Here is a 21,928-nt window from a genome sequence, read left to right on the forward strand (position 1 = left end):
CGATGTGCGAGTTGAGCGAGTGCTGCCGATGACCGAGCAGCAGACCGCCCGGGATGTCGTCGAGCCGGCTACCCCACCGCTCGGCCCACCGAAGAATCTGCCGGCCGCGATCGTCAAGGCCATCCGGCCGCGCCAATGGGTCAAGAACGTGCTGGTCCTGGCCGCGCCGCTGGCCGCCGGCTCGATCAACGACATCGACGTGCTCATCCCGGTGGGGATCGCGTTCGTCGCGTTCTGCCTGGCGGCGTCCGGGGTGTACCTGGTCAACGATGCGCTCGACGTCGAGGCCGACCGGGCGCACCCGACCAAGCGTTATCGCCCGATCGCCGCCGGTGTGCTCCCGGTCAACCTGGCCTACGGGCTTGCGGTGGTGCTGTTCGCCGGGTCGATCGCGCTCTCGTTCCTGGCCGACTGGCGACTCGCCGTGGTCATGGCGATCTACATCGTGATCCAGCTGGCCTACTGCCTCGGGCTGAAACACCAGTACGTGATCGACATCTGCATCGTCAGCTCCGGCTTCCTGCTCCGCGCGGTGGCCGGCGGCGCGGCAGCCGGTATCCCGCTGTCCCAATGGTTCCTGTTGATCATGGCGTTCGGCTCGCTGTTCATGGCGGCGGGCAAGCGGTATGCCGAGATCCAGCTGACCCAGCGGACCGGGGCCAAGATCCGGAAGTCGCTGGAGTCGTACACGCCGACCTACCTGCGGTTTGTCTGGACGCTGGCCGCGACCGCGGTTGTGGTGTTCTATGGGTTGTGGGCTTTCGAACGCGATCAGCAGCAGGGCAGTTCGTGGTTCGCGATCTCGATGATTCCGTTCACCATCGCGATCCTGCGGTACGCGGTCGACGTAGACGGGGGCCAGGCCGGCGAGCCGGAGGAGATCGCTTTGGGCGATCGGATACTCCAACTGCTCGCGGTCGTCTGGATCGGAGTCGTCTGTGTCGCTCTCTACCTCGTATGACAAACCGACGACGGACGCCCGGCGGAGCACCGCCGAGCCGGTGCCGGCCCCGGTCGGGCGGTCGGCTCGGTTCGGCTTCGCGGCCGGCGTCGCGCTCGTCGCCGCGCTGTTCCTGATCGGTGGCTGGCAGCGGCGATGGATCGCCGACGACGGGCTGATCGTGCTGCGCACCGTGCGCAACCTGGCGGCCGGCAACGGGCCGGTATTCAATGCGGGCGAACGGGTGGAGACCAATACCAGCGCCGCCTGGACCTATCTGGTCTATGCGGGTAGCTGGCTCAGTCAGGTCCGCCTGGAGTACGTCGTACTCACGATCACCCTGGCGCTCTCGGTGGGCGCGGTGGTGTGCGCGATGCTCGGCGCCGGCCGGTTCTGGGGCGGCCCTGCCAGCGGTGTGCTGGTGCCGGCCGGCGGGCTGGTCTATATCGCCATCCCGCCGGCCCGGGATTACGCTACGTCCGGTTTGGAAAGTTCGCTGGTTCTTTGCTGGATTGGTGCGCTCTGGCTGTTGTCGATCCGCTGGGCGCAGGCGGATCGGGTGCGGTTGCCGAGTGTGCTCGGCCTGGCCTTCACCGCCGGGCTGGGTCCGCTGATCCGCCCGGAGATGGCGGTGGTCGGCGCGCTCGTGCTGTTGCTGGTGTTCTGCGCGCCGATGCCGGGCGGGCTCCGCACCCGGGCGGCGTTCGTGGCGGTGGCCGGGGCGTTGCCGCTCGGCTACCAGATTTGGCGGATGGGGTACTACGCGTTGCCCTATCCGAATACCGCGGTGGCCAAGGACGCGGCCGGGTCCAAATGGAATCAGGGTTTTGCGTATCTGGCCGATCTGGTCGGGCCGTACTGGCTGTGGTTGCCGTTGCTGATCCTCGCCGGGCTGGCGGTGCTGGCGGTGCGGTCGGGCGTGCAGGTTTCCGGCCCGCAGGTTTCGGGTCGGCGGCGGCTGCGTTCGCCGCGGGCCGTGGTCGGCGTGCTGTATCTGTGCGCCCTGCTGCTGCTGGGTTACTCGTTGCGGGTCGGCGGCGACTTCATGCACGGCCGGATGCTGCTGCCGGTGGTGTTTCTGCTGCTGCTGCCGGTCGCCGTGCTTCCGGTGCCGGTCACCGGCAGCCTCACTCGGGCGCGGGCGGTCACCGTCGCCGGCGGTCTGGTGGTGCTGGGCTGGGCCGCGATCGCGGCGAACACCCACGCCACCGGCACCCAGATCGGCAAGACCGGGATCGTGGACGAGCGGGCCTATTACTCGCTCTACACCGGTCACGCGCATCCGATTCGGGCCGAGGATTATCTGGACTACCCGCGCATGCGGCCGATGGTGGCAGCGATCGCCGCGACGCCGGACGGCGGCCTGCTGGTGAACACCCCGGGGTTCACCAGCTGGGACGTCATACCGCCGCCGGCGCCGGTACCGCCGGAGGGTGTCGGTCACACGGTGTATTTCCTGAACTTGGGAATGACCAGTATGAACGTTCCGCTCGAGGTCCGGGTGCTCGATCCGATGGGCTTGGCGTATCCGCTCGCCGCACACTCGGACCGACTCACCGACGGCCGGATCGGCCACGACAAGAGTTTGTTCGCCGACTGGGCGATCGCGGACCTGGACCTGGTGGACGAGCATCCGTGGTTACCGGCGTACTTCGACCGCAACTGGGTGCGGCAAGCGCAGGTGGCGCTCACCTGCCCGGAAACTCGAGATTTGCTCACGTCGTATCGGTCGCAGTTGACCTGGGATCGGTGGAAACAGAACCTCAAACGATCGTTCGAGTTTGCCGACTACCGGATCGACCGGGTGCCCAAGTACGACATCGAACGGTGCGGTTTGCAGATTCCACCGGAGACGACGCCGTAACAGCCTGGTACTTTCGTTTCGGTTGCGTAACCCAGCGTGCCGTGGCGGCGATAGATACACGATACGTGCAGCAATAGTCACGCCGGTAACACCAACCACACTGGTCGCAGGTGCATCAGAGGTAGTGGCGACTGGACTGCAAGAAACTGCGCGACGTCGGTCGCACAGCGAGGGAAAGGTCGGATGTCGATGCGAGTATCGAGGCGGATGAGTCACCGCTCTTCGTGGGTGCGGAGGGCCGTGCTTGCGATCGCAATGGCGATGCTCGCTCCGCTGGGCCTGGCGGCCGTGCACGCCGCCCCGACCGCGAATGCGGCCTTCAATCCCTCCGGCTTCGACTTCTGGGCCAACGACGCCAACGGTGTCCCGCTCAAGTCGCGCATCTTCCGCGCCGCCGACGGAAACACCGCTCGGGTCGTCTACGCGCTGGACGGCCTGCGGGCGCGCACCGACCTGAACGGGTGGGAGATCGAGACCGACATCGCGAACGCGCTGACCCGGGCGAACATCAACGTGGTCATGCCGGTCGGCGGGGAATGCAGCTTCTACTCCGACTGGGAGGCGCCCAGCGAGTTCGGGTTCGGCTCCAGCTCCGGCTCGTCGCAGAAGTTCCCGTACCGGATGGAGACTTTCATCACCCGGGATCTGCCGAATGCGCTGGCCGCTCGGCTGGGCTTCAGCCAGACCCGCAACGGCATCTTCGGGCTGTCGATGGGCGGTAGTGCCGCGCTCACCCTGGCCGCCTACCACCCGAATCAGTTCTCCTATGCCGGTTCGTTCTCCGGCTACCTGAACATCTCCGCGCCCGGCATGAAAGAGGCCATGCGGTTGGCCTTCCTGGATCAGAACGGCTACAACATCGACGCGATGTGGGGCCCGCCGTGGGATCCGAACTGGCTGCGCAACGACCCGTTCGTGTTCGCGCCACGGCTGCGGGACGAGGGCATCCGGCTCTATATCGCCTCCGGTAGCGGCATCCCGGGCATGCATGACCAGCCACGATCGTTCGTCGATCTGTACAACACCGGCAACGCGATGGGCCTGGAGGCGATCGCGCTGGCCAACACCCGCGCCTTCCAGGTGCGGCTCGCCTCGCTCGGCTACAACAACGTCACCTACGACTACCCGCCGGTGGGTACGCACAGCTGGCCGTGGTGGGCGGACAACGTCTACCGGATGCTGCCGGACCTGAGCGCGCATATCGGCTGAGTCGGGCCGAGAACGAAACCAGATTGCCGACCGGCAGCTCGTCGAGCTGCCGGTCGGTCTCTTTCGGTCGGCTCCAGACCCTGGGCGACATCGCCGGCGGGACACGATAAGGTCTCTTCGATCGAACGCGGTGTGTCGGTTTTGCCCATCGCTACAGCTCGCGGTAGCCGGTCGCGACCGGGTGCCGGATGGACGGTCGAAGGAGTGCGAGAGAAGATGCGTGGTGGCAACGCAGCCTCGGCTCGGCGAGTGCGCTGGCGCCGGCGAATACTGCGGGCGAGCGCGGTCGCGCTGGTCGCGCCCTTCGCGGCGGGGTTGGCCGGCGGCACGATCGCCGAGGCGGCGCCGCTGACGGCACCGGCGCTGCGCGCGCCGGCCGGCGGCACCGAAGATCTCGTCGTCCCGTCCGGGATGGGCCCGATCAAAGTGCAGGTCCAGTGGGCCTCGCGGGGCGGCAACGCGGCGCTCTACCTGCTCGACGGGTTGCGCGCGCGCAACGACCGCAATGCCTGGTCGTTCGAGACCGATGCGCTGCGGCAGTTCGCCGGAGACAACGTCACCCTGGTGATGCCGGTGGGTGGGCAGTCCAGCTTCTACTCGGACTGGTACGCACCGAGCAATCTGAACGGGCAGAACGTCACCTACAAGTGGGAAACGTTCCTCACCGAGGAACTGCCGGAGTTCCTGGCGGCCCGCGGAGTTTCCAAGACGAACAACGCCGTGGCCGGGCTGTCGATGGGCGGTAGCGCCGCGCTCACCCTGGCTGCGCACCACCGCGATCAGTTCAAGTCGGCGGCTGCCTACTCCGGTTACCTGAACATCTCGGCGCCCGGGATGCGCGAAGCGATCCGGGTCGCGATGCTCGACGCGGGCCGATTCAACGTGGACTCGATGTGGGGTCCGCCGTGGAGCCCCGCCTGGCTGCGCAACGACCCCTTCGTGTTCGCGCCGAAGCTGAAGGGGATGCCGCTCTACATCTCCGCGGCCAGTGGCCTGCCGGGCCGCTACGATCAGCCGAACTCGCTGGTCGGCGCGTTCAACACGGTGAACGCGATGGGCTTGGAGGCGCTGTCGCTGGTGAATACCCGGGCCTTCCAGGTCCGGATGGCCTCGCTCGGCGTTCCGGCCCATTTCGACTTCCCGGCGACGGGAACCCACTCGTGGAAGTACTGGGAAGGTGAGTTGGCCAAGTCGCGGCCGATGTTCCTGGACGCGCTCGACGCGCGTTAGTCGCTCCGCTCGGACCGCCGCTCGGCATCGTGCCGGGCGGCGGTTCGTTCGTTCGAACGCGAGTCACGCTGCGGAATCATCCCGGTAACATTCGCAACATAGATCACATTAGCTATATTTAGCCCCGCGCGGCGCAGCAAATTCCGATCTTCGTCGGTTTACAAAGGTCCCGGTACGGCACCCGGCACGACGAAAGCGAGGCTGCGATGCGAGGGGCTGCAATACGGGACGCGCCGATGCGCGGCGCGGCGATGCGACTCGTCGGCGTGTTCCTGGCCATGCTGCTTGCGCTGGGTATCGCGACCGCCACCGCGCCGGTGGCCGGGGCGGCGGACAGCGCGTCGGTGCGGCGGGTGGACTGGTTGACCGACCGCCGAGTAGCGCTGTGGATCGATTCACCGTCGATGGGCGCGACGATCCAGGTGCAGTTGTTGCTCGCTCGGGACTGGCACATCCGGCCGGAGGCGCGATTCCCGGCGTTGTACATGCTGGACGGGCTGCGTGCTCAGGACACCGAAAGCGGGTGGACGCTCGACGCCGGCGCCGAGGAGTTCTACGCGGACAAGAACGTCAACGTGGTGCTGCCGGTCGGCGGGCAGGGCAGCTTCTACTCCGACTGGCTGCAGCCGGACAACGGGCGCCGCTACATGTGGGAGACGTTTCTGACCAAGGAGCTGCCACCACTGCTGTCCGACGGGTGGCGGACGACCGATGTTCGCGGCGTGGCCGGTTTGTCGATGGGGGCCACCTCGGCGATGTTCCTGGCCGCGCGCAACGAAGGCTTCTTCAAGTACGCCGCGGCCTACTCCGGCTTTCTGTCCACCACCACCCTGGGCATGCCGGAAGCCATCGGCTTCGCGCTGCGGGATGCGGGCAACTTCGATTCGCATGCGATGTGGGGGCCGAAGACCGGACCGGAATGGCCGGCGCACGACCCGTACGTGCTGGCCGACCAGCTTCGCGGGGTGAGCCTCTACCTGTCCAGCGGCACCGGCCTCGCCGGGCAGAGCGATCAGGTCAACGGTGTCCCCGGCGTGACCACCAACTTGGCCGGCGTCGGGCTGGAGGTGCTCTCCCGGCTGACCACCGAAAATTTCGCCACCAAGCTGCAGAAGCTCGGCATTCCGGCCGAGGTGCGGTATCGGGCGGCCGGCACGCACACGTGGCCGTACTGGGATTTCGAGATGCGGCAATCCTGGCCCCAGGCCGCTGCCGCGTTGGGGGTGGACGCGGGCAAGCCGAGCTGTGGCCCGGACGGCGCGTTCGGTGCGGCACTCGCGGTGAACGCGTGGCTGGGCGACTGCGTCACCGGCACCTACGGCGTGCCGGGCGGGACCGCGCAGGACTTCCGGTTCGGGCGCTTGATCAGCGGTGCTACCGGTACCCATGCGGTTGCCGGCCGAATCGGCGGTGCCTATTACCCGGCGGCGAATGCGCTGGGTCTGCCGCTCGGCCCGGAGCAGGCCGCGCCCGACGGTCGGGGCCGGTTCCAGCTGTTCGAGCATGGTGCCGTCTACTGGACTCCGCAGACCGGCGCGCACGTCGTCGCGGGCCGGATCCGGGATACCTGGGTGCAGCAGGGTGCCGAGCGCAGTCCGCTCGGTTACCCGGTGTCGGAGCAGGCCCGGATTCCGAACAAGCCGGCCGACGTGCAGGGATTCGAGATCGGCACGATGTATTCGGTAGATGCGGCCGGCACGCACGCGGTGCTCGGCAAGATCATGGAGAAGTATGCCGGGCTCGGGTACGAGGAGAGCCCGCTCGGATTCCCCAAGTCCGAGGAGATGTCGATCAAGGATTTCGGCAAGTTCACCGAGTTCGAAGGCGGCAGCATCTACTGGAGTCCGCTGACCGGCGCTTGGTCGGTCCGGAACGGGCCGATCTTCGACGCCTGGCGCGCGGCCGGGTACGAGAACGGCCGGCTCGGCTTCCCGACCGGCGACCAGTTCGACATCGCCGGCGGCACGCAGCAGAACTTCCAGTTCGGCAATATCCAGCTGCGCGACGGGCAGGCGGCGGTGCTCGCGTTGCCGTGATCGGTGTGGCACGGGCAACAGCATCGGTCCGGTACCGGCCGAATCGGTCGGTGGTCCGTAGGCTGGTGCCGATTCATCGGTCCATCAGTGGAGGAGATCCGACCGTATGCGTTCTGCGCACCTGCCCGGACGGCAACGCCGCGGTGCTCGCCGTGCGGCCGCCGCAGTTGTTCTGTGTGTCGCGGCGAGTGGAATGCTCGCAGCTTGCGGCAACGATTCGACTGCGTCGGACACCCCGACGCTGAGTTCGGCGGCGTCCGCACCCGAGGCGCCGGCCGCCACCGCATCCGCGGCTGCCCCCGCGCCCGGGGCGCCGGCATCGAGTTCCGATGCGCTCAGCCCGGAATCCGGCGCGCCGGCCGAGAGCAGTTCGGCCGCGGCCGGTTCCCCGGCCGCCGTGCCACCGCCGGCGGGTGAACAGGCACAACCGGCGCAGAGCGCAGCCCCGTCCGGCGACAGCGCTGCGGCCAGCCCGAAAGAAGCCGCGTACCTGGACGCGCTGCGTAAGCAGGGACTGACCCTGTCCGGCAACGGGGAGAATGCGTTGTCCATCGGCGCCTATGTCTGTCAAGGCGTGCAGCAGGGCGCTACCGACGAGGAATTGGCTACGTTCGTCAATGCGATGGCCGGGAGCGAGGAGTCGGTCACCGGCGGTAAACATTCGGCCGAGGAGGCCGGCAAGATCTACCTCGACACGGCCAAGTCCACGTACTGCACGTGACCCGTCCAGCCGTTCGACGACGTCGGCGCCGGTTGCTTCTGCTGCTGGCGCTGCTCGCGCTGGCGATCGTCGCGCTGGCGCTCCTGCTCTGGTACGTCCTGGCCGGTCTGCTGCCCAAGCCGGCTCCGCCGGGGCCGCCCGGGCCGCCGCTGCCGCAGTCCCAACCGGCCAGTTGTCCCGACGTCCAGTTCGTGGCGATCCCCGGCACCTGGGAGTCGACCGATGCCGACGATCCGCACGCGCCGGCGGCGAACCCGGCGGCGTTGCTGCTCAACGTCACCCGGCCGGTGCAGGAGCAGTTTCCGGCCGGCCGGGTGGACGTCTACACCGTCCCGTACGTGGCGCAGTTCTCCAACCCGATCGCGCTGCCACCGGATGGGCAACAGTCCTACAACAACAGCCGCACCGAAGGCACCCGGCGGACCACCGAGGTCTTGTCCGGCATGCATGCGAACTGTCCGTTGACCACCTTCGTGTTGACCGGCTTCTCCCAGGGTGCGGTGATCGCCGGAGATCTGGCGGCGCGGATCGGTGCCGGTGACGGCCCGGTGCCGGCCGATCAGGTGCTCGGGGTGACGTTGATCGCCGACGGCCGTCGGGTGGCCGGGCAGGCGAACGAAATCGGCGCCGACCCGTCCGGCATCGGCGCCGAGGTGGCCTTGCGCGGTATCCAGGTGCCGGGGATCAGCATGACCGGTCCGCGCGACGGTGGGTTCGGCGCGCTCGCCGACCGGGTGAACACCATCTGCGCGCCGGGCGATCTGATCTGCGATGCCCCGCGCAACGCGCTGACCCCGACGAACATCCTGGGCAGCGTGCAGACCCTGCTCGGCGCCGTGGGCAACCCGGTGCACGGCCAGTACGCGAGCTTCGTCGTCGACCCGAACGGGACCACCGCGACCCAATGGACGGCCGCGTGGGCGTCGGCCCTGATCGACGGGGCGCCACAACCCCCGCATTCCTGAGGTGGGGGCGTCGGGCGGCAACACCGGCGACCCTCGGGCTACCGTGGACGAAGTCCGAGTCTTGTTTGGTATCACTCGGTTACCTGACACGCTTTGTCTGGATTTACCCATTCAGCGGGATACCTGTGATGATGTTGATCATGAAAAGCGGCCCGACGCGGTCGGAGGGTGTCCGCACGTCGAGTCCTGTCGTCCCGCGGGTTCGCAATACCCGCAATGCGTCGGGACTCTTTGTGCTGTGTGCCGTGGCGTTGATCGCGGCGCAGTGGGTCGAACCACAATGGCGTGGACCGGGCGCGCTCCGGATCCTCTCCAGCTACTTCGCGGTGATCGCTGCCTGGCAGCTCTGCCGTGCGTCGCCGCGGGCCCTGCCGATGTACCTGGCTGCGGTGGGTTGCGAGCTGTGGCTGGTGGCCGACCTGATCGGGCTGCTGCCGGGGACCACCGACCGGTACGGCGACCGGGCCTGGTTGCTGGAGTGGGTTTACCTCGCCGCGCAGGTCGCCTGGGCGGCGTCCGGGGTACTGGTGTTGGCCTGGATGGTCCGGCGTGGCCCCCGGCGCGGCCTGTTGGAGGGCGCGACCTTCCTGATGCTGGTCGCCTTCGCCGCGGCGATCTGGACCGACGGAACGGCGCTGGACGTTCGCCGAACCGGGTACGCGGTCGCGCTGTTGAGTACCGACGCGGTGCTGGTGGTCGCCTCGTGCCTGATCGCGATCAGCGTCGGTGGCCTCCGCAACGGGCTGGTGGCGACCAGCGCGGTGGTCCTCTACGCCAGCGATATCGGACTGATCTACGGCGGTAACCAGACCTCCTTTTCGGCATTGCAGTTTGCCGATCTCGGCTGGTCCATCGCCGGTCTGCTCCGAGCGGCCGGGTTGCTGTTGATCGCCCGCTCGATCATGAGCGAGATCGATCCGGTCGCACCCGACCGGCATTCCCGGATGCTGGTCCCGCTGGTCTTGTTGGTCCTCACCCTGGTCGCGGCGATCCGCCCACCGGACACGTGGCCGCAGGCCGCGCTGGCGTTTCTGATCGGCGTGGTGTTGCTGGTGACGGTGCGCGAGATGCTCGCCGGGGTGGAGATCCGGCGGCTGGCCGCATCGGCGGCGGAATCACGCCGTGCCCTGGAACATCGAGCCCGGGTGGACGACCTCACCGGCGCGGTGCGCCGACATGTCGTCTTCGCCGAACTCAGTTCGGCGTTGGCGAAGAACGAGCCGGTCGGCTTGGTGTACGCCGACCTGGACCGGTTCAAGTCGGTGAACGACACGTTCGGCCACAACGTCGGCGACGCCGTGTTGCGGAAGGTGGTGCAACGGCTGTCCGGGGTGGCCCGCGACGCGGTACTCGGCCGGGTCGGCGGCGACGAGTTCATGTTGGTGTGCCGGAACACGAATACCCCGGCCGAGCTGGCCGATGCGGCCCACGCGGTCGCCCTGGCCCTGCGCGATCCGCTCGACCTGGGGCACGGCGCGAGCGTGCGGGTTGCCGCGTCGGTGGGCTGGGCGGTGGCCGAACCGGGCGACGACGTGATGAGCCTGGTCGCCCGCGCGGACGGTTCGGCCTACCAGGACAAGTGGGCCGACCGGGCGGATGTACTGGCCGCGGCCGAGGACCTCCGCGAGCCGTTGGCCGCGCTGCGGGAAAACCGGATCGTCGTGTGGTACCAGCCGATCGTCGCGCCGGTCAGCGGTGGCATCGTCGGCGCCGAAGCGCTGGTCCGGATGATCGACAGTTTCGGTGAAGTGCGCAGCGCCGGGGCATTCCTGCCGTTGCTGAAGGCTGCCGGGCACGGCCGGGAGATCAGTTTCTTCGTCCTCCGCCAGGCGATGCGCGACTTCGCCACCGGAGTGCCGGCCGACCGCGGCTGGTTCCTCACGGTCAACCTGTCCGCGGACGATCTGACCGATCCGACCGTGGTCGACACCGTCCGCAACGGCCTGATCGAGACGGGGCTCGAGGCCAAACGCTTGGTGATCGAGATCGACGAGCAGGTGGCACCGAGCGGGTCCACCGCGGCCACGGTCGCGCAACTGCGGCTGCTCGGCGTCGGCATCGCGCTCGACGACTTCGGTGCGCGGAGTTCGTCTTTCGGGCAGATCGCGCACCTGTCACCGACCGTGCTCAAGCTCGACGGATCGCTGGTGCCGGACGGCCAGACCCGGCCCGGGCCGAGCCTGCGCAGCCGCGAGCTGGTCGACGCATTCACCCGGCTGGCGCACCGGCTCGGGATCACCGTGGTCGCCGAAGGGGTCGAGACCGGCGAACAGTGCCGGCTGATCGCCGACGTCGGATGCGACCTTGCGCAGGGCTATCTGTGGTCGCCGGCGGTCAGCCTGACCGACCTGATCGACAAGGTGGCGCCGCGGTTGGCCGAACCGCAGGATTCCCGTCCGGGCGAATGAGTCACCATCCGGCCGATCGGGCGGGCCGGCGCAGGCTAAGGTATGTCGTCGTTCGTCCATGCCGGTCCGTCAGGAGAATCCGCCGATGAGTGCGCCGATGAGTGCCGATACCGCGTCGGCGGCCGCCGGGTCGGCGGGCGCCGCGCCGCGCGCGTTCCGATTTGCCGCCGGCGGTGAGGGCAACCAGCAGGAGGGCGGCGCGCGGAAGTTCATCGCGCTGGCACAGCAAGCCGAGGAATACGGCTACGACAGCTTCATGATCCCGGACCACCTCGGCCCGCAGGTCGGCCCGATCGCCGCGCTCGGCGCGCTGGCGGTGGCGACCGACCGAATCCGGCTGGGTACGTCGGTGCTGGCCAACGGGTTCCGGCATCCCGCGGTACTGGCGAAAGATCTGGCCACGATCGACGTGCTGTCCCGGGGCCGATTGGAGTTCGGCATCGGCGCGGGCTGGATCAAGGACGAGTTCGATTCGGCCGGTATCGCCTACGACTCGCCGGGCGTGCGGATCGAGAAGCTGGGCGAGGCGCTGACCATCCTCGACGTGCTGCTGCGCGGGCAGGAATGCACGTTCGAGGGCAAGCACTACCAGATTCGTGGGCTGAAGGGCACGCCGCGCCCGCGGCAGGGTCCGCGGCCGCCGATCGCGGTCGGCGGTGGTGGGCCGAAGATGCTCCGGTTGGCGGCGCAGCACGCCGACATCATCTCCGTGGTGCCGCAGACCACCCGGGACGGCAAGGGTTTGCTTTCGGGCATCACCATCGAGAAGACTCTGGAGAAGGTACAGCTGATCCGCGCCGCGGCCGGGGACCGGTTCGCCGACATCGAGCTGAACTGGACGATCATGGCGGTCGTGGTCACCGATGAGCGGGAACGCACGGTGGAGACGGCGCTGGCCGCGCTGGACAAGGGCATGTACCCGAATCTGGAGGTGGATGTGCAGCTCGACGTCGCCGACGTGTTGGCCTCGCCGTACCTGGCGATCGGTACCTTCGAGGAGATCGCCGATCAGATCCGCAGTGTCCGGGACCGGACCGGGATGTCCTATGTCGGCGTGTTCCCGACCCAGCTGGACGCTTTTGCGCCGGTGATCCCGTTGCTGCGCGACCAGTGAGGGGCGAGCGTGTTGCAGGTGGTCGGTCCGGTAGGACCGGCCGCCGAGCGTCTGTAACATATTGCTGGTTTGGACCCATCTAGCCATACGGCGTTCGCCCAGCGTTGACGGTGAGGTAATGCTCGTGAGAACCGCGAGGGTGGCGCTGTAGACCCGCACGCGAAGCTGGTCGGGGCGCATGCACAACCCGGTGCGGTGCTTCGGAGGAGAAGGAATGATCGACGAGACTTTCGATGACTACCTCGATGAGGCCGGTAATATCCGGATCCCCGAGGGCAGGACTCTGGTCGATCACGTCGAGAAGCACACCCGCGAAGAGGGCGACACGCTCGCCTACCGCTACATCGACTACTCGCGCGAGCGCGACGGTGAGTACAAAGACCTGACCTGGGACCAGTTCGGTCGCCGGTTGCGGGCGGTCGCCGCCCGGCTGCAGCAGGTCACCGAGCTCGGCGACCGCGTCGCCATCCTGGCTCCGCAAGGCCTGGACTACGTGGTGTCGTTCTTCGCGGCGATCTATGCCGGCACCATCGCGGTGCCGTTGTTCGATCCCGACGAGCCCGGCCACACCGACCGCCTGCACGCGGTGCTCGGTGACTGCAAGCCGTCGGCGATCCTCACCGCCACCAGCTCCGCGGCCGGCGTGCGCCAGTTCTTCCGGCCGTTGCCCGCCGCGCAACGGCCGCGAGTGATCGCGGTGGATGCGATCCCGGACAGCGTCGGCGAGGCGTGGGTGCGGCCGGATCTGGTGATCGACGACATCGCCTACCTGCAGTACACCTCCGGCTCCACCCGGACTCCGGCGGGCGTGGAGATCACCCACCGCGCAGTCGGCACGAACCTGCTCCAGATGATCAACGGGATGGCGTTCGAGGAGAACTCGCGCGGGGTCACCTGGCTGCCGATGTTCCACGACATGGGACTGCTCACGGTGATCCTGCCCGCGATGGCCGGCAAGTTCATCACGATCATGTCGCCGATGGCCTTCGTGCGGCGGCCGTCGCGGTGGATCGAGGAGTTGGCGGCGCAGTCCGATGGCGCCGGCACGTTCGCGGCCGCGCCGAACTTTGCGTTCGAGCATGCCGCGGTTCGTGGCTTACCGCGAGCGGGTGAGACGCTCGACCTGTCCAACGTGATCGGCCTGATCAACGGTAGCGAGCCGGTGACGACGTCGTCGATGCGGAAGTTCAACGAGGCGTTCGCGCCGTACGGGCTGCCGAAGACCGCCATCAAGCCGTGCTACGGCATGGCGGAGGCCACCTTGTTCGTCTCGGCGACCCGGCACGAGGACGAAGCCAAGGTGGTTTATCTGGACCGCACCGAGCTGAACGCGGGTCGTGCGGTCAAGGTCGACGCGGACGCGGAGAACGCGATCAGCCAGGTGTCCTGCGGCTACGTCGCGCTGAGTCAGTGGGCGGTGATCGTCGACCCGGACACCGGGTCCGAGCGACCGGACGGTGTGGTCGGGGAGATCTGGCTACACGGCGGCAACATGGGCATCGGGTATTGGGGCCGGCCGGATGAATCGGCGGCAACCTTCCGGAACCGCCTCGTTGCGCGGCAACCCGAGCGGTCGCACGCCGACGGTACGGCGGCCGATGCCGACTGGATGCGGACCGGCGACTACGGGGTCTACATCGACGGTGAGCTGTGCATCACCGGCCGGGTGAAGGACCTGGTGATCGTCGACGGCCGGAACCACTACCCGCAAGACCTGGAGTTTTCCGCGCAGGAGGCCAGCGACGCGATCCGGCCCGGCTTCCTCGCGGCGTTCTCGGTGCCGGCCAACGAGCTGCCCGACGTGGTGTTCGAGGACAGCTACACGGGTTTGCAGCAGGATCCGGACGACACCTCCGAGCAGTTGGTGATCGTCGCGGAGCGCGCGGCCGGCAAGGGGAAGGCCGATCCGCGGCCGATCGCCGAGCAGATCCGGGTGGCGATCGCTCAGCGACACGGGGTGACCGCGCGCGACGTGCTCCTGGTTCCGGCCGGCTCGATCCCGCGTACCTCCAGCGGCAAGATCGCTCGCCGGGCCTGCAAGGCGGCCTATCTGGAGGGCACCCTGCGCGGCGGGTACCAGCAGCAGGCGTTCCCGGACGCGGTTGCCGACGACCCCGCGGCCCGGCAAACCGTCGCGAGCAGTCTCGGGGAATGAATCCACCCACCGCCAGTAATTTGGGGACGTGATGGCCGACGACAAACCTGCCGAGATGACGGTTGCCGAGATGCGGGAGTGGCTGCGCCGATGGGTCGCTGCTGCCACCGGCCAGCCGGTCGAGGCGATCACCGTGGACCGGCCGATGGAAGAGTTCGGCCTCGCATCGCGCGATGCCATCGCGCTCGGCGGTGAGATCGAGGATCTGACCGGAGTGGTGCTGCCGGCCACAGTCGTGTTCCAGCATCCGACCATCGCGTCGCTGGCCGAGCGGATCGTCGAGGGCGAGCCCGAACCGCCGGCGGAGACCGCGGACGATTCCTACTACACCGCCGCACCGGTCGGTGACCCGAGCTCGCACGACATCGCGATCGTCGGACTGTCCACCCGGTTCCCCGGGGCCGGAGAGACCCCGGAGAGCACCTGGGAATTCCTGATCTCCGGGGGCGACGGCACCACCGACCTGCCGCCCGGGCGGTGGGCCGAGTTCACCTCGGAACCGGCGATCGCCGAGGCGGTGGCGAAGGGCAATACCCGCGGCGGCTACCTCGACGACGTGCAGAGCTTCGACGCGGAATTCTTCGCCATCTCCGGCACCGAGGCGGAGCAGGTCGATCCGCAGCAGCGGTTGGCGTTGGAACTGGCGTGGGAAGCGCTCGAGCATGCCCGCATTCCGGCCAGCAGCCTGAAAGGCGGCCAGGTCGGGGTGTACCTCGGTTCGTCGTCGCACGACTTTTCGTTGCTGTCCGCGCTCAACCCGAAGATGGGCGACACCCCGTTCGCGCTGACCGGTGCGGCTACCTCGATCGTGGCGAACCGGGTGTCGTACTTCTACGACTTCCGTGGTCCGTCGGTCGCGATCGACACCGCCTGCTCGTCCGCGCTGGTTGCGGTGCACCAGGCGGTGCGGGCGCTCCGCGGTGGCGAGGCGGACGTGGCGTTGGCCGGCGGGGTGAACACGCTCATCGCGCCGATGGTGACCCTCGGCTTCGACAGCGTCGGCGCGGTGGCCGCGGACGGGCGGATCAAGGCGTTCGCCAAGGACGCCGACGGGATGGTCCGGTCCGAGGGCGGCGGTCTGCTGGTGTTGAAGCGACTGACCGATGCCGAACGGGACGGGGACACCGTGCTCGCGGTGATCAAGGGTTCGGCGGTCAACTCCGACGGCCGCTCGAACGGGATCTTCGCGCCGAATCCGGATGCCCAGGTGGACGTACTGCGCGCGGCGTATCGCGACGCCGGGATCGTGCCGTCGACCGTCGACTATATCGAGGCGCACGGCACCGGGACGATCATCGGCGACCCGATCGAAGCCGATGCGCTGGGCCGAGTGGTCGGTCGGGGCCGAGCCGCGGACCGCCCGGCATTGCTCGGCTCGGCCAAGACCAACTTCGGTCACCTGGAGTCCGCGGCGGGTGCGGCGTCGCTGGCCAAGGTAGTGCTGTCGCTGCAAGCGGATACGTTGCCGCCCTCGATCAACTACACCGGCCCGAACCCGTACATCGACTTCGCCGCTGCGCATCTGCAGGTGATCCCGGAGCAGACCGATTGGCCGCGGTACAGCGGCAGTGCCGTCGCCGGGGTGTCCGGATTCGGCTTCGGCGGCACCAACGCGCACGTCGTGGTGCAGGAGTACCGGCCGGCGTCCCATCCGGGAGTGTCCGATCCGGTGACGGTCGATTCGGCAGGGTCCGATTCGGTGACGGCGGACGACGCTCCGGCGGCGCCCGCGGCCGGGATCGCCGGTGCCCCGCCGTTGTTGCTCGCGGTGTCCGGTTATGTGCCGTCCCGATTGCGTCGCACGGCTGCCGAGCTGGCCGACTGGTTGGAGACCGAGGCCGGCAGCGCCGCGCCGCTCGCCGACGTGGCCCGTTCGCTGGCCCGGCGCAGCCACGGCCGGACCCGCTCGGTCGTGCTGGCGAACACGCACGCCGAGGCGATCACCGGGTTGCGCGCAGTTGCCGCGGGCAAGGCCCATCCGAGCGTGGTCGGCGCGACCGCGCCGGACGCGCTCGGGCCGGTGTGGGTGCTGTCCGGATTCGGTGCGCAACACCGCAAGATGTGCAAGCAGCTCTATCAGGCCGACCCGGTGTTCCGCGGGGCGGTCGACGAGGTGGATGCACTCGTTCAGGACGAGGCCGGATACAGCGTCACCGAGCTGTATCTCGACGATGCCCAGGACTGGGATGTCGGGACGTCCCAGGTCGGCATCTTCACCTGTCAGCTGGGCCTCGCCGCGGTGTTCCGGCACTACGGCGCGGAGCCGGCTGCGGTGGTCGGGCATTCGCTCGGGGAGGTAGCCGGGGCGTATCTGTCCGGCGGCTTGGACCTGGCCGATGCGGTCCGGGTGATCTGTGCGCGCTCGCGACTGATGGGCGAGGGCGAGGCGATGGTCACCGATGACGACATCCGCCGGATGGCCGTCGTCGAATACAGCGCCGAGCAGATCACCGAGGTGCTCACCGAGTTCCCGCGGTTGGAGATCGCGGTGTATGCGGCGCCGACGCACACCGTGATCGGTGGGCCGGAAGCCGACGTCGCGGCGATCGTGGCGCGCGCCGAGGCCGAGGGCAAGCTGGCCCGGGTGCTGCAGACCAAGGGTGCCGGGCACACCTCGCACATGGACCCGCTGCTCGGTGAACTCGCGGCCGAGCTGGCCGGGATCGAACCGCGCACACTGCGCGTCGGGCTGTACTCGACGGTCGACGAGGCGACGTACTACCGGCCGGGCAGCGGCCCGGTGCACGACGTGGACTACTGGGTCCGCAATATGCGGAGGTCGGTGTACTTCACCAACGCGATTCGGCTCGCGGTCGAGTCCGGACACACCACCTTCGTCGAGCTCGCGCCGCACTCGGTGGCGTTGATGCAGGTGGCCGGGACCACGTTCGCGGCCGGCGCGCACGACGCCCGGCTGGTTCCGACGCTCAAGCGCAAGGAAGACGAAGTCGCGGCGATGCGGTCGGCGCTCGCGCAGCTGTACGTGTCCGGGCAGCAGGTCGACCTGGCCGCACTGGCCGGGCCGGGCGGATACGCGCCTATCCCGCGCACCACGTTCCTGCGCAAGCGGTATTGGATCGATTCCCGGATGTCGATTTCCGGTGATGCCCGGATGCCCGGCGCGCACGTCGCGTTGCCGGACGGGCGGCACGTGTTCCAGGTGCAGGCGGCCGTGGTTCCCGACCCGGACACCCTCGTGCTGGCGGCTGCCGGCCAGGTGTTCGTCGGCGCTGCGGCCGGCCCGGCGGTGACCTACGGCGAGCTACCGCGCGCCGGCACCTTGACCACCACGATCACCCCGCATCTGGGCGGTGCGTCGGCGCAGGTACACGCGCGGGTCGGCAACGAGTTCCGGCTGGTGTACGAGGCGGTGGTCGCCGGAACCGATCAGGCCGCGGCGGACCCGGCGGCGGCCGCGCCGGCCGGACTCGCGCAACAGCTGCCGGCGGACCCGGATCGGCCGGCCCCGCCGGCGGGATCGGATCGGCCGGCGGACCTGGAAGTGGTCGACACGTTCGGCGGCAAGTGGGACCCGGACGGACCGATCACGCCCGAGGATCGGCTGGCCGAGATCGTCGCCGAGTCGATGGGTTACGCGGTCGAGGACATCCCGCGGGAGATCCCGTTGATCGAGCTGGGTTTGGACTCGCTGATGGCGATGCGGATCAAGAACCGGGTGGAGTACGAGTTCGACATCCCGCAGCTGCAGTTGCAGGCGGTGCGGGACGCGAACCTGATCGACGTCGGCAAGTACCTGCGGTACGCCATCGAGCATCGCGACGAGGTGCAGGCGCTGGCCGAGCAGCAGGCTGCGGAGAAGGTGGCGGCCGAGGAAGCCGCGGCGGCCGATGCCGAAGCGGTAGCCGAGCGGCTGGACAACGAGGACACCTCGGTGATCGCCGAAGCCGAGCAGATCACCGAACAGTCCGCCGCCGCTGCGGAGCCGGTTGCTGCTGCCGAGCCGGCTGCCGCCGAGGCTCAGCCGGAGCCGGAGCCCGCGCCGATCGGGGATGGGAACGTTCCGCCACGCGATCCGGCCGAACGGCTGACGTTCGCCACCTGGGCGGTGGTCACCGGTGAGTCGGCGAAGGGCGTCCGCAACACGCTGCCGATCCTGACCGAGGAGGTCGCCGAGAAGCTGGCCGCCCGGCTGTCCGAACGGGCCAAAGGTGAGATCACCGTCGACGACGTGCTGGACGCAGAGACGATCGAGCAGCTCGCCGACCAGGTACGCAACCTGATGGAGAGCAGCGACCTGGACGGGTTCGTCCGCACGCTGCGCGCGCCCGAAGCCGGCTCGGCCGCCGTTCCGGTGTTCGTCTTCCATCCGTCCGGCTCGACCACCACGGTGTACGAACCGTTGCTGCGACGGCTGCCCGCGGCCACGCCGATGTACGGTTTCGAGCGGGTCGACGGGGAGATCGAAGCGCGGGCCCGGCAGTACCTGCCGGCGTTGCGCAAGCTGCAGGGCGACGGTCCGTACGTGCTGTACGGCTGGTCGCTCGGCGGGGTGCTGGCCTTGACCGTGGCCAAGCTGTTGCGCGCCGAGGGGGCCGACGTGCAGCTGGTCGGGATGATCGATCTGGCGCTGCCGACCGAGCGACCGGCGCAGGGGCCGGCAGCGAATCGGGAGCGGTTCGAGCGCTACGCCGCATTCGCCGCCCGCACCTACGGGATCGATCAGGACGCCATCCCGGTCGATCAGCTGGCCGAGGCGTCCGAGGCGGAGCAGGTCAAGATCATTACCGATCTGGTCAAGATGAGCGGGGCCAATGTGCCGGTCAGCATGATCGAACACGAGCGGCAATCCTGGATCGACAGCCGGGCGCTGGCCAATGTATCGGCCTCCGAATACGACGGCGCGGCCGTGCTGTACCTGGCCGACCGTTACCACGACGGGATGATCGAGCTGGAACCCGTCTACCGGAATCGGGCGCCGAACGGGGGCTGGGACGGCTACATCGCCGACCTGGAGATCATCCACGTGGGTGGCGATCACGTGCAGATCGTGGACGAGCCGTACGTTGCGAAGATCGGCGCGGATCTCACCCGCCGACTCGCCCAGATCGTGCCGGAGGGCCGCGGATGAGCACCACTGCCGACAAATTGGCCCAGCTGGAAAAGCGGCTCGCACTGGCCGCCGAACCAGCCGGTGAGGCCGGAATCATCAAGCGGGCCAAAAAGGGCATTCCCAGTGCGCGCGAACGGATCGGCATGCTGCTCGACCCGGGCAGCTTCGTCGAGATCGGCGCGCTGGTGCGGCAACCCGGCGATCCGAACGCGCTCTACAGCGACGGCGTGGTCACCGGGCACGGCACGGTCGAGGGCCGGCCGGTCGCGGTGTTCTCGCACGATCAGACCGTGCTCGGCGGAACGGTCGGGGAGATGTTCGGCCGCAAGGTGGAGAACATCGTCAACCTGGCCGGCCGGGTCGGCTGTCCGATGGTCGGGATCTACGATTCGGGCGGCGCGCGGATCCAGGACGCGGTCACCTCGCTGTCCTGGTACGCGCGAATGAGCGTCGCGCACAAGCAGCTGCTCGGCAAGGTTCCGCAGGTGTCGGTGATCGTCGGTAAGTGCGCCGGCGGATCGGTGTATGCGCCGACGGTGGCGACCGACACGATCGTGGCCACCGAAGACTCGTACATGTTCGTCACCGGGCCGGACGTGATCCGGGCGGTGACCGGCGAAGACGTGAGCATCGACGAACTCGGCGGTGCGTTCAGCCAGACCGAGAACGGCAACATCCAGCACCTGGCCAAGGACGAAGCCGAAGCGTACGCGTGGGCCCGGAGCTATCTGACGTTCCTGCCGTCGAGCTGCCACGAGGTGGCGCCGATCGTCAACCCCGGGCTGGAGCCGGAGATCGTTGCGTCTGATCGCGAGCTCGACGCGATCATTCCGGACAGCGACACCGCAAGTTACGACATGCACGAGATCTTGCTCCGCATCTTCGACGACGGCGATTTCCTCGAATACAACGGTCAGTACGCACGCAACCTGATCACCGGGTTCGCCCGGGTGGACGGGCGCACGGTGGGCGTGGTGGCGAATCAGCCGCTGGTGCTCGCCGGCGCGCTCGATGCGCGGGGTTCGGACAAGGCGGCGCGGTTCATCCGGATCTGCGACGCGTTCCAGGTCCCGCTGGTGTTCGTGGTGGACACGCCGGGCGTGTTGCCGGGCGTCGAGGAGGAGCGGATCGGGGTGATCCGGCGCGGCGGCCGGTTCTTCTTCTCGGTGGCCGAAGCGTCGGTGCCGATGGTGACGTTGAACGTGCGCAAGGCCTACGGCGGCGCTTACGCGGCGATGGGCTCCAAGCAGTTCGGCGCCGATATCAACCTGGCCTGGCCGACCGCGCGGATCGCCGTGATGGGTCCGCAGAGCGCCATCGCCGTCATCGGGCGGCGGCAGATCGAGGCCGCCGGGGAGCGGGGCGAAGAAGTACGCCAGCAGCTCGTCGACTACTACTACGACCATGTCGCCACCCCCTGGACGGCGGCCGAACGCGGCTACGTCGATGCGGTCATCCAGCCGCACGAGTCCCGGCTGCAGATCCGGCAAGCGCTGCGGTTGCTACGCGATAAGCAGGCCACGGATCTCGGGCGTAAGCACATGTTGATGCCGATCTGACAAGGTTGTCGGCGCGTAGTCGACCGGACTGCCGACTGGGCGGCGCGGCATTCTCAGCCCGCTGAACAACCGCAACCCGCGAACTCGACGACGCTGTCGTCGTCGGGCTCATCGCCTATGTCTAAGCGCAGGATGGATGCTGGGGTGAGGGAGAAGGGCCGCTAGCTGGGCTGAGAGCAACGGAAAGGGATCGCGATGTTGGTGCGCCGAGTCGGCGATGTTCCTCGCAACGAGCGCGGCAACGGACAGATTTCGCATCTGTTGCTCGGCTTGCCCTCGGACGACACGCCGATGTCGATCACGGTTGTCACCGCCGCTCCCGGCAGCCGACAATCCGACCACGTCCATCCGGTCAGCACACAGATTTACGTGATCATCGCCGGCAAGGGGCAGATGACCGTCGGTGATGAAACGATGGAAGTAGCCACTGGTGAAATGGTTTACGTGCCACCCGGTGCCAGCCACGCGATCTTCAACGGCGGCGAGATGACGCTCAGCTACGTCTCGGTGACGGTGCCGCCGTTTCCGGTGCGTGTCGAGGGCGACCATTACCGCTCCGCAACCTGACCGGCCGCATTGGCGTCGATGAAGTACCTGCCGTAGGCGAGCCGAGTACTGCTGCAGGAGAACGTTCGCAAGTGAGGCCCAGTCGTGCA

At 68.4% G+C, this 21,928-nt stretch carries 13 protein-coding genes; all 13 read left to right on the plus strand.

What is annotated here, in order from left to right; all coding sequences use genetic code 11:
* Window positions 1-28: 28 nt before the first annotated feature.
* The 13 genes from KV203_RS00885 to KV203_RS00945 all read left to right on the plus strand — a co-directional run bounded on the left by KV203_RS00885 (window position 29) and on the right by KV203_RS00945 (window position 21,839).
* Window positions 29-961 (plus strand): decaprenyl-phosphate phosphoribosyltransferase, encoded by a 933-nt coding sequence (locus KV203_RS00885; RefSeq protein WP_066474657.1) that lies wholly within the window; start codon window positions 29-31, stop codon window positions 959-961.
* The gene (locus KV203_RS00890) at window positions 939-2,804 is read left to right on the plus strand and encodes an arabinofuranosyltransferase AftB family protein (RefSeq protein WP_373279264.1); all 1,866 of its coding nucleotides are present in this window, start codon (window positions 939-941) and stop codon (window positions 2,802-2,804) included. Before KV203_RS00885 ends, KV203_RS00890 begins: the two co-directional genes overlap by 23 nt.
* A gap of 183 nt (window positions 2,805-2,987) precedes the next feature.
* Window positions 2,988-4,013, plus strand: a complete 1,026-nt coding sequence (locus KV203_RS00895; RefSeq protein WP_373279265.1) for an alpha/beta hydrolase — start codon at window positions 2,988-2,990, stop codon at window positions 4,011-4,013.
* A 216-nt stretch (window positions 4,014-4,229) separates the two neighbouring features.
* A complete protein-coding gene (locus KV203_RS00900) occupies window positions 4,230-5,243 on the plus strand; it encodes an alpha/beta hydrolase (RefSeq protein WP_066474637.1) in 1,014 nt (337 codons plus the stop codon).
* A gap of 206 nt (window positions 5,244-5,449) precedes the next feature.
* Complete coding sequence (locus tag KV203_RS00905; RefSeq protein WP_066474639.1) at window positions 5,450-7,279, plus strand: alpha/beta hydrolase-fold protein; 1,830 nt, start codon at window positions 5,450-5,452, stop codon at window positions 7,277-7,279.
* 106 nt (window positions 7,280-7,385) lie between these two features.
* Window positions 7,386-8,000 carry a DUF732 domain-containing protein gene (locus tag KV203_RS00910; RefSeq protein WP_083530321.1) on the plus strand — a complete coding sequence of 205 codons (615 nt, stop codon included), beginning with the start codon at window positions 7,386-7,388 and terminating at the stop codon, window positions 7,998-8,000.
* Window positions 7,997-8,965, plus strand: a complete 969-nt coding sequence (locus KV203_RS00915; RefSeq protein WP_066474645.1) for a cutinase family protein — start codon at window positions 7,997-7,999, stop codon at window positions 8,963-8,965. The genes KV203_RS00910 and KV203_RS00915 overlap by 4 nt, the downstream gene beginning before the upstream one ends.
* 245 nt (window positions 8,966-9,210) lie before the next feature.
* Window positions 9,211-11,373, plus strand: coding sequence for a bifunctional diguanylate cyclase/phosphodiesterase (locus KV203_RS00920; protein WP_066474647.1), 2,163 nt, complete (start codon window positions 9,211-9,213; stop codon window positions 11,371-11,373).
* A gap of 85 nt (window positions 11,374-11,458) precedes the next feature.
* On the plus strand, window positions 11,459-12,487 hold the full coding sequence (locus KV203_RS00925; RefSeq protein ID WP_373279266.1) for an LLM class F420-dependent oxidoreductase: 1,029 nt from the start codon (window positions 11,459-11,461) through the stop codon (window positions 12,485-12,487).
* A 214-nt stretch (window positions 12,488-12,701) separates the two neighbouring features.
* A complete protein-coding gene (gene fadD32 / locus KV203_RS00930) occupies window positions 12,702-14,642 on the plus strand; it encodes a long-chain-fatty-acid--AMP ligase FadD32 (protein ID WP_066474649.1) in 1,941 nt (646 codons plus the stop codon).
* A 55-nt stretch (window positions 14,643-14,697) separates the two neighbouring features.
* Window positions 14,698-19,731 carry a polyketide synthase Pks13 gene (gene pks13 / locus KV203_RS00935; RefSeq protein WP_218821025.1) on the plus strand — a complete coding sequence of 1,678 codons (5,034 nt, stop codon included), beginning with the start codon at window positions 14,698-14,700 and terminating at the stop codon, window positions 19,729-19,731.
* The gene (locus tag KV203_RS00940) at window positions 19,728-21,272 is read left to right on the plus strand and encodes an acyl-CoA carboxylase subunit beta (protein ID WP_066467067.1); all 1,545 of its coding nucleotides are present in this window, start codon (window positions 19,728-19,730) and stop codon (window positions 21,270-21,272) included. Before pks13 ends, KV203_RS00940 begins: the two co-directional genes overlap by 4 nt.
* Before the next feature lie 195 nt (window positions 21,273-21,467).
* Window positions 21,468-21,839 carry a cupin domain-containing protein gene (locus KV203_RS00945; RefSeq protein WP_066467066.1) on the plus strand — a complete coding sequence of 124 codons (372 nt, stop codon included), beginning with the start codon at window positions 21,468-21,470 and terminating at the stop codon, window positions 21,837-21,839.
* Window positions 21,840-21,928: the final 89 nt, after the last annotated feature.

The sequence above is a fragment of the Skermania piniformis genome, assembly GCF_019285775.1.
GTDB classification, from domain to species: domain Bacteria; phylum Actinomycetota; class Actinomycetes; order Mycobacteriales; family Mycobacteriaceae; genus Skermania; species Skermania pinensis.

Coding starts and splice junctions, on each gene's coding strand:
- KV203_RS00885 (WP_066474657.1), top strand. CDS start 29: ATGACCGAGCAGCAGACCGCCCGGGATGTCGTCGAGCCGGCTACCCCA.
- KV203_RS00895 (WP_373279265.1), top strand. CDS start 2,988: ATGTCGATGCGAGTATCGAGGCGGATGAGTCACCGCTCTTCGTGGGTG.
- KV203_RS00900 (WP_066474637.1), top strand. CDS start 4,230: ATGCGTGGTGGCAACGCAGCCTCGGCTCGGCGAGTGCGCTGGCGCCGG.
- KV203_RS00905 (WP_066474639.1), top strand. CDS start 5,450: ATGCGAGGGGCTGCAATACGGGACGCGCCGATGCGCGGCGCGGCGATG.
- KV203_RS00910 (WP_083530321.1), top strand. CDS start 7,386: ATGCGTTCTGCGCACCTGCCCGGACGGCAACGCCGCGGTGCTCGCCGT.
- KV203_RS00925 (WP_373279266.1), top strand. CDS start 11,459: ATGAGTGCGCCGATGAGTGCCGATACCGCGTCGGCGGCCGCCGGGTCG.
- fadD32 (WP_066474649.1), top strand. CDS start 12,702: ATGATCGACGAGACTTTCGATGACTACCTCGATGAGGCCGGTAATATC.
- pks13 (WP_218821025.1), top strand. CDS start 14,698: ATGACGGTTGCCGAGATGCGGGAGTGGCTGCGCCGATGGGTCGCTGCT.
- KV203_RS00940 (WP_066467067.1), top strand. CDS start 19,728: ATGAGCACCACTGCCGACAAATTGGCCCAGCTGGAAAAGCGGCTCGCA.
- KV203_RS00945 (WP_066467066.1), top strand. CDS start 21,468: ATGTTGGTGCGCCGAGTCGGCGATGTTCCTCGCAACGAGCGCGGCAAC.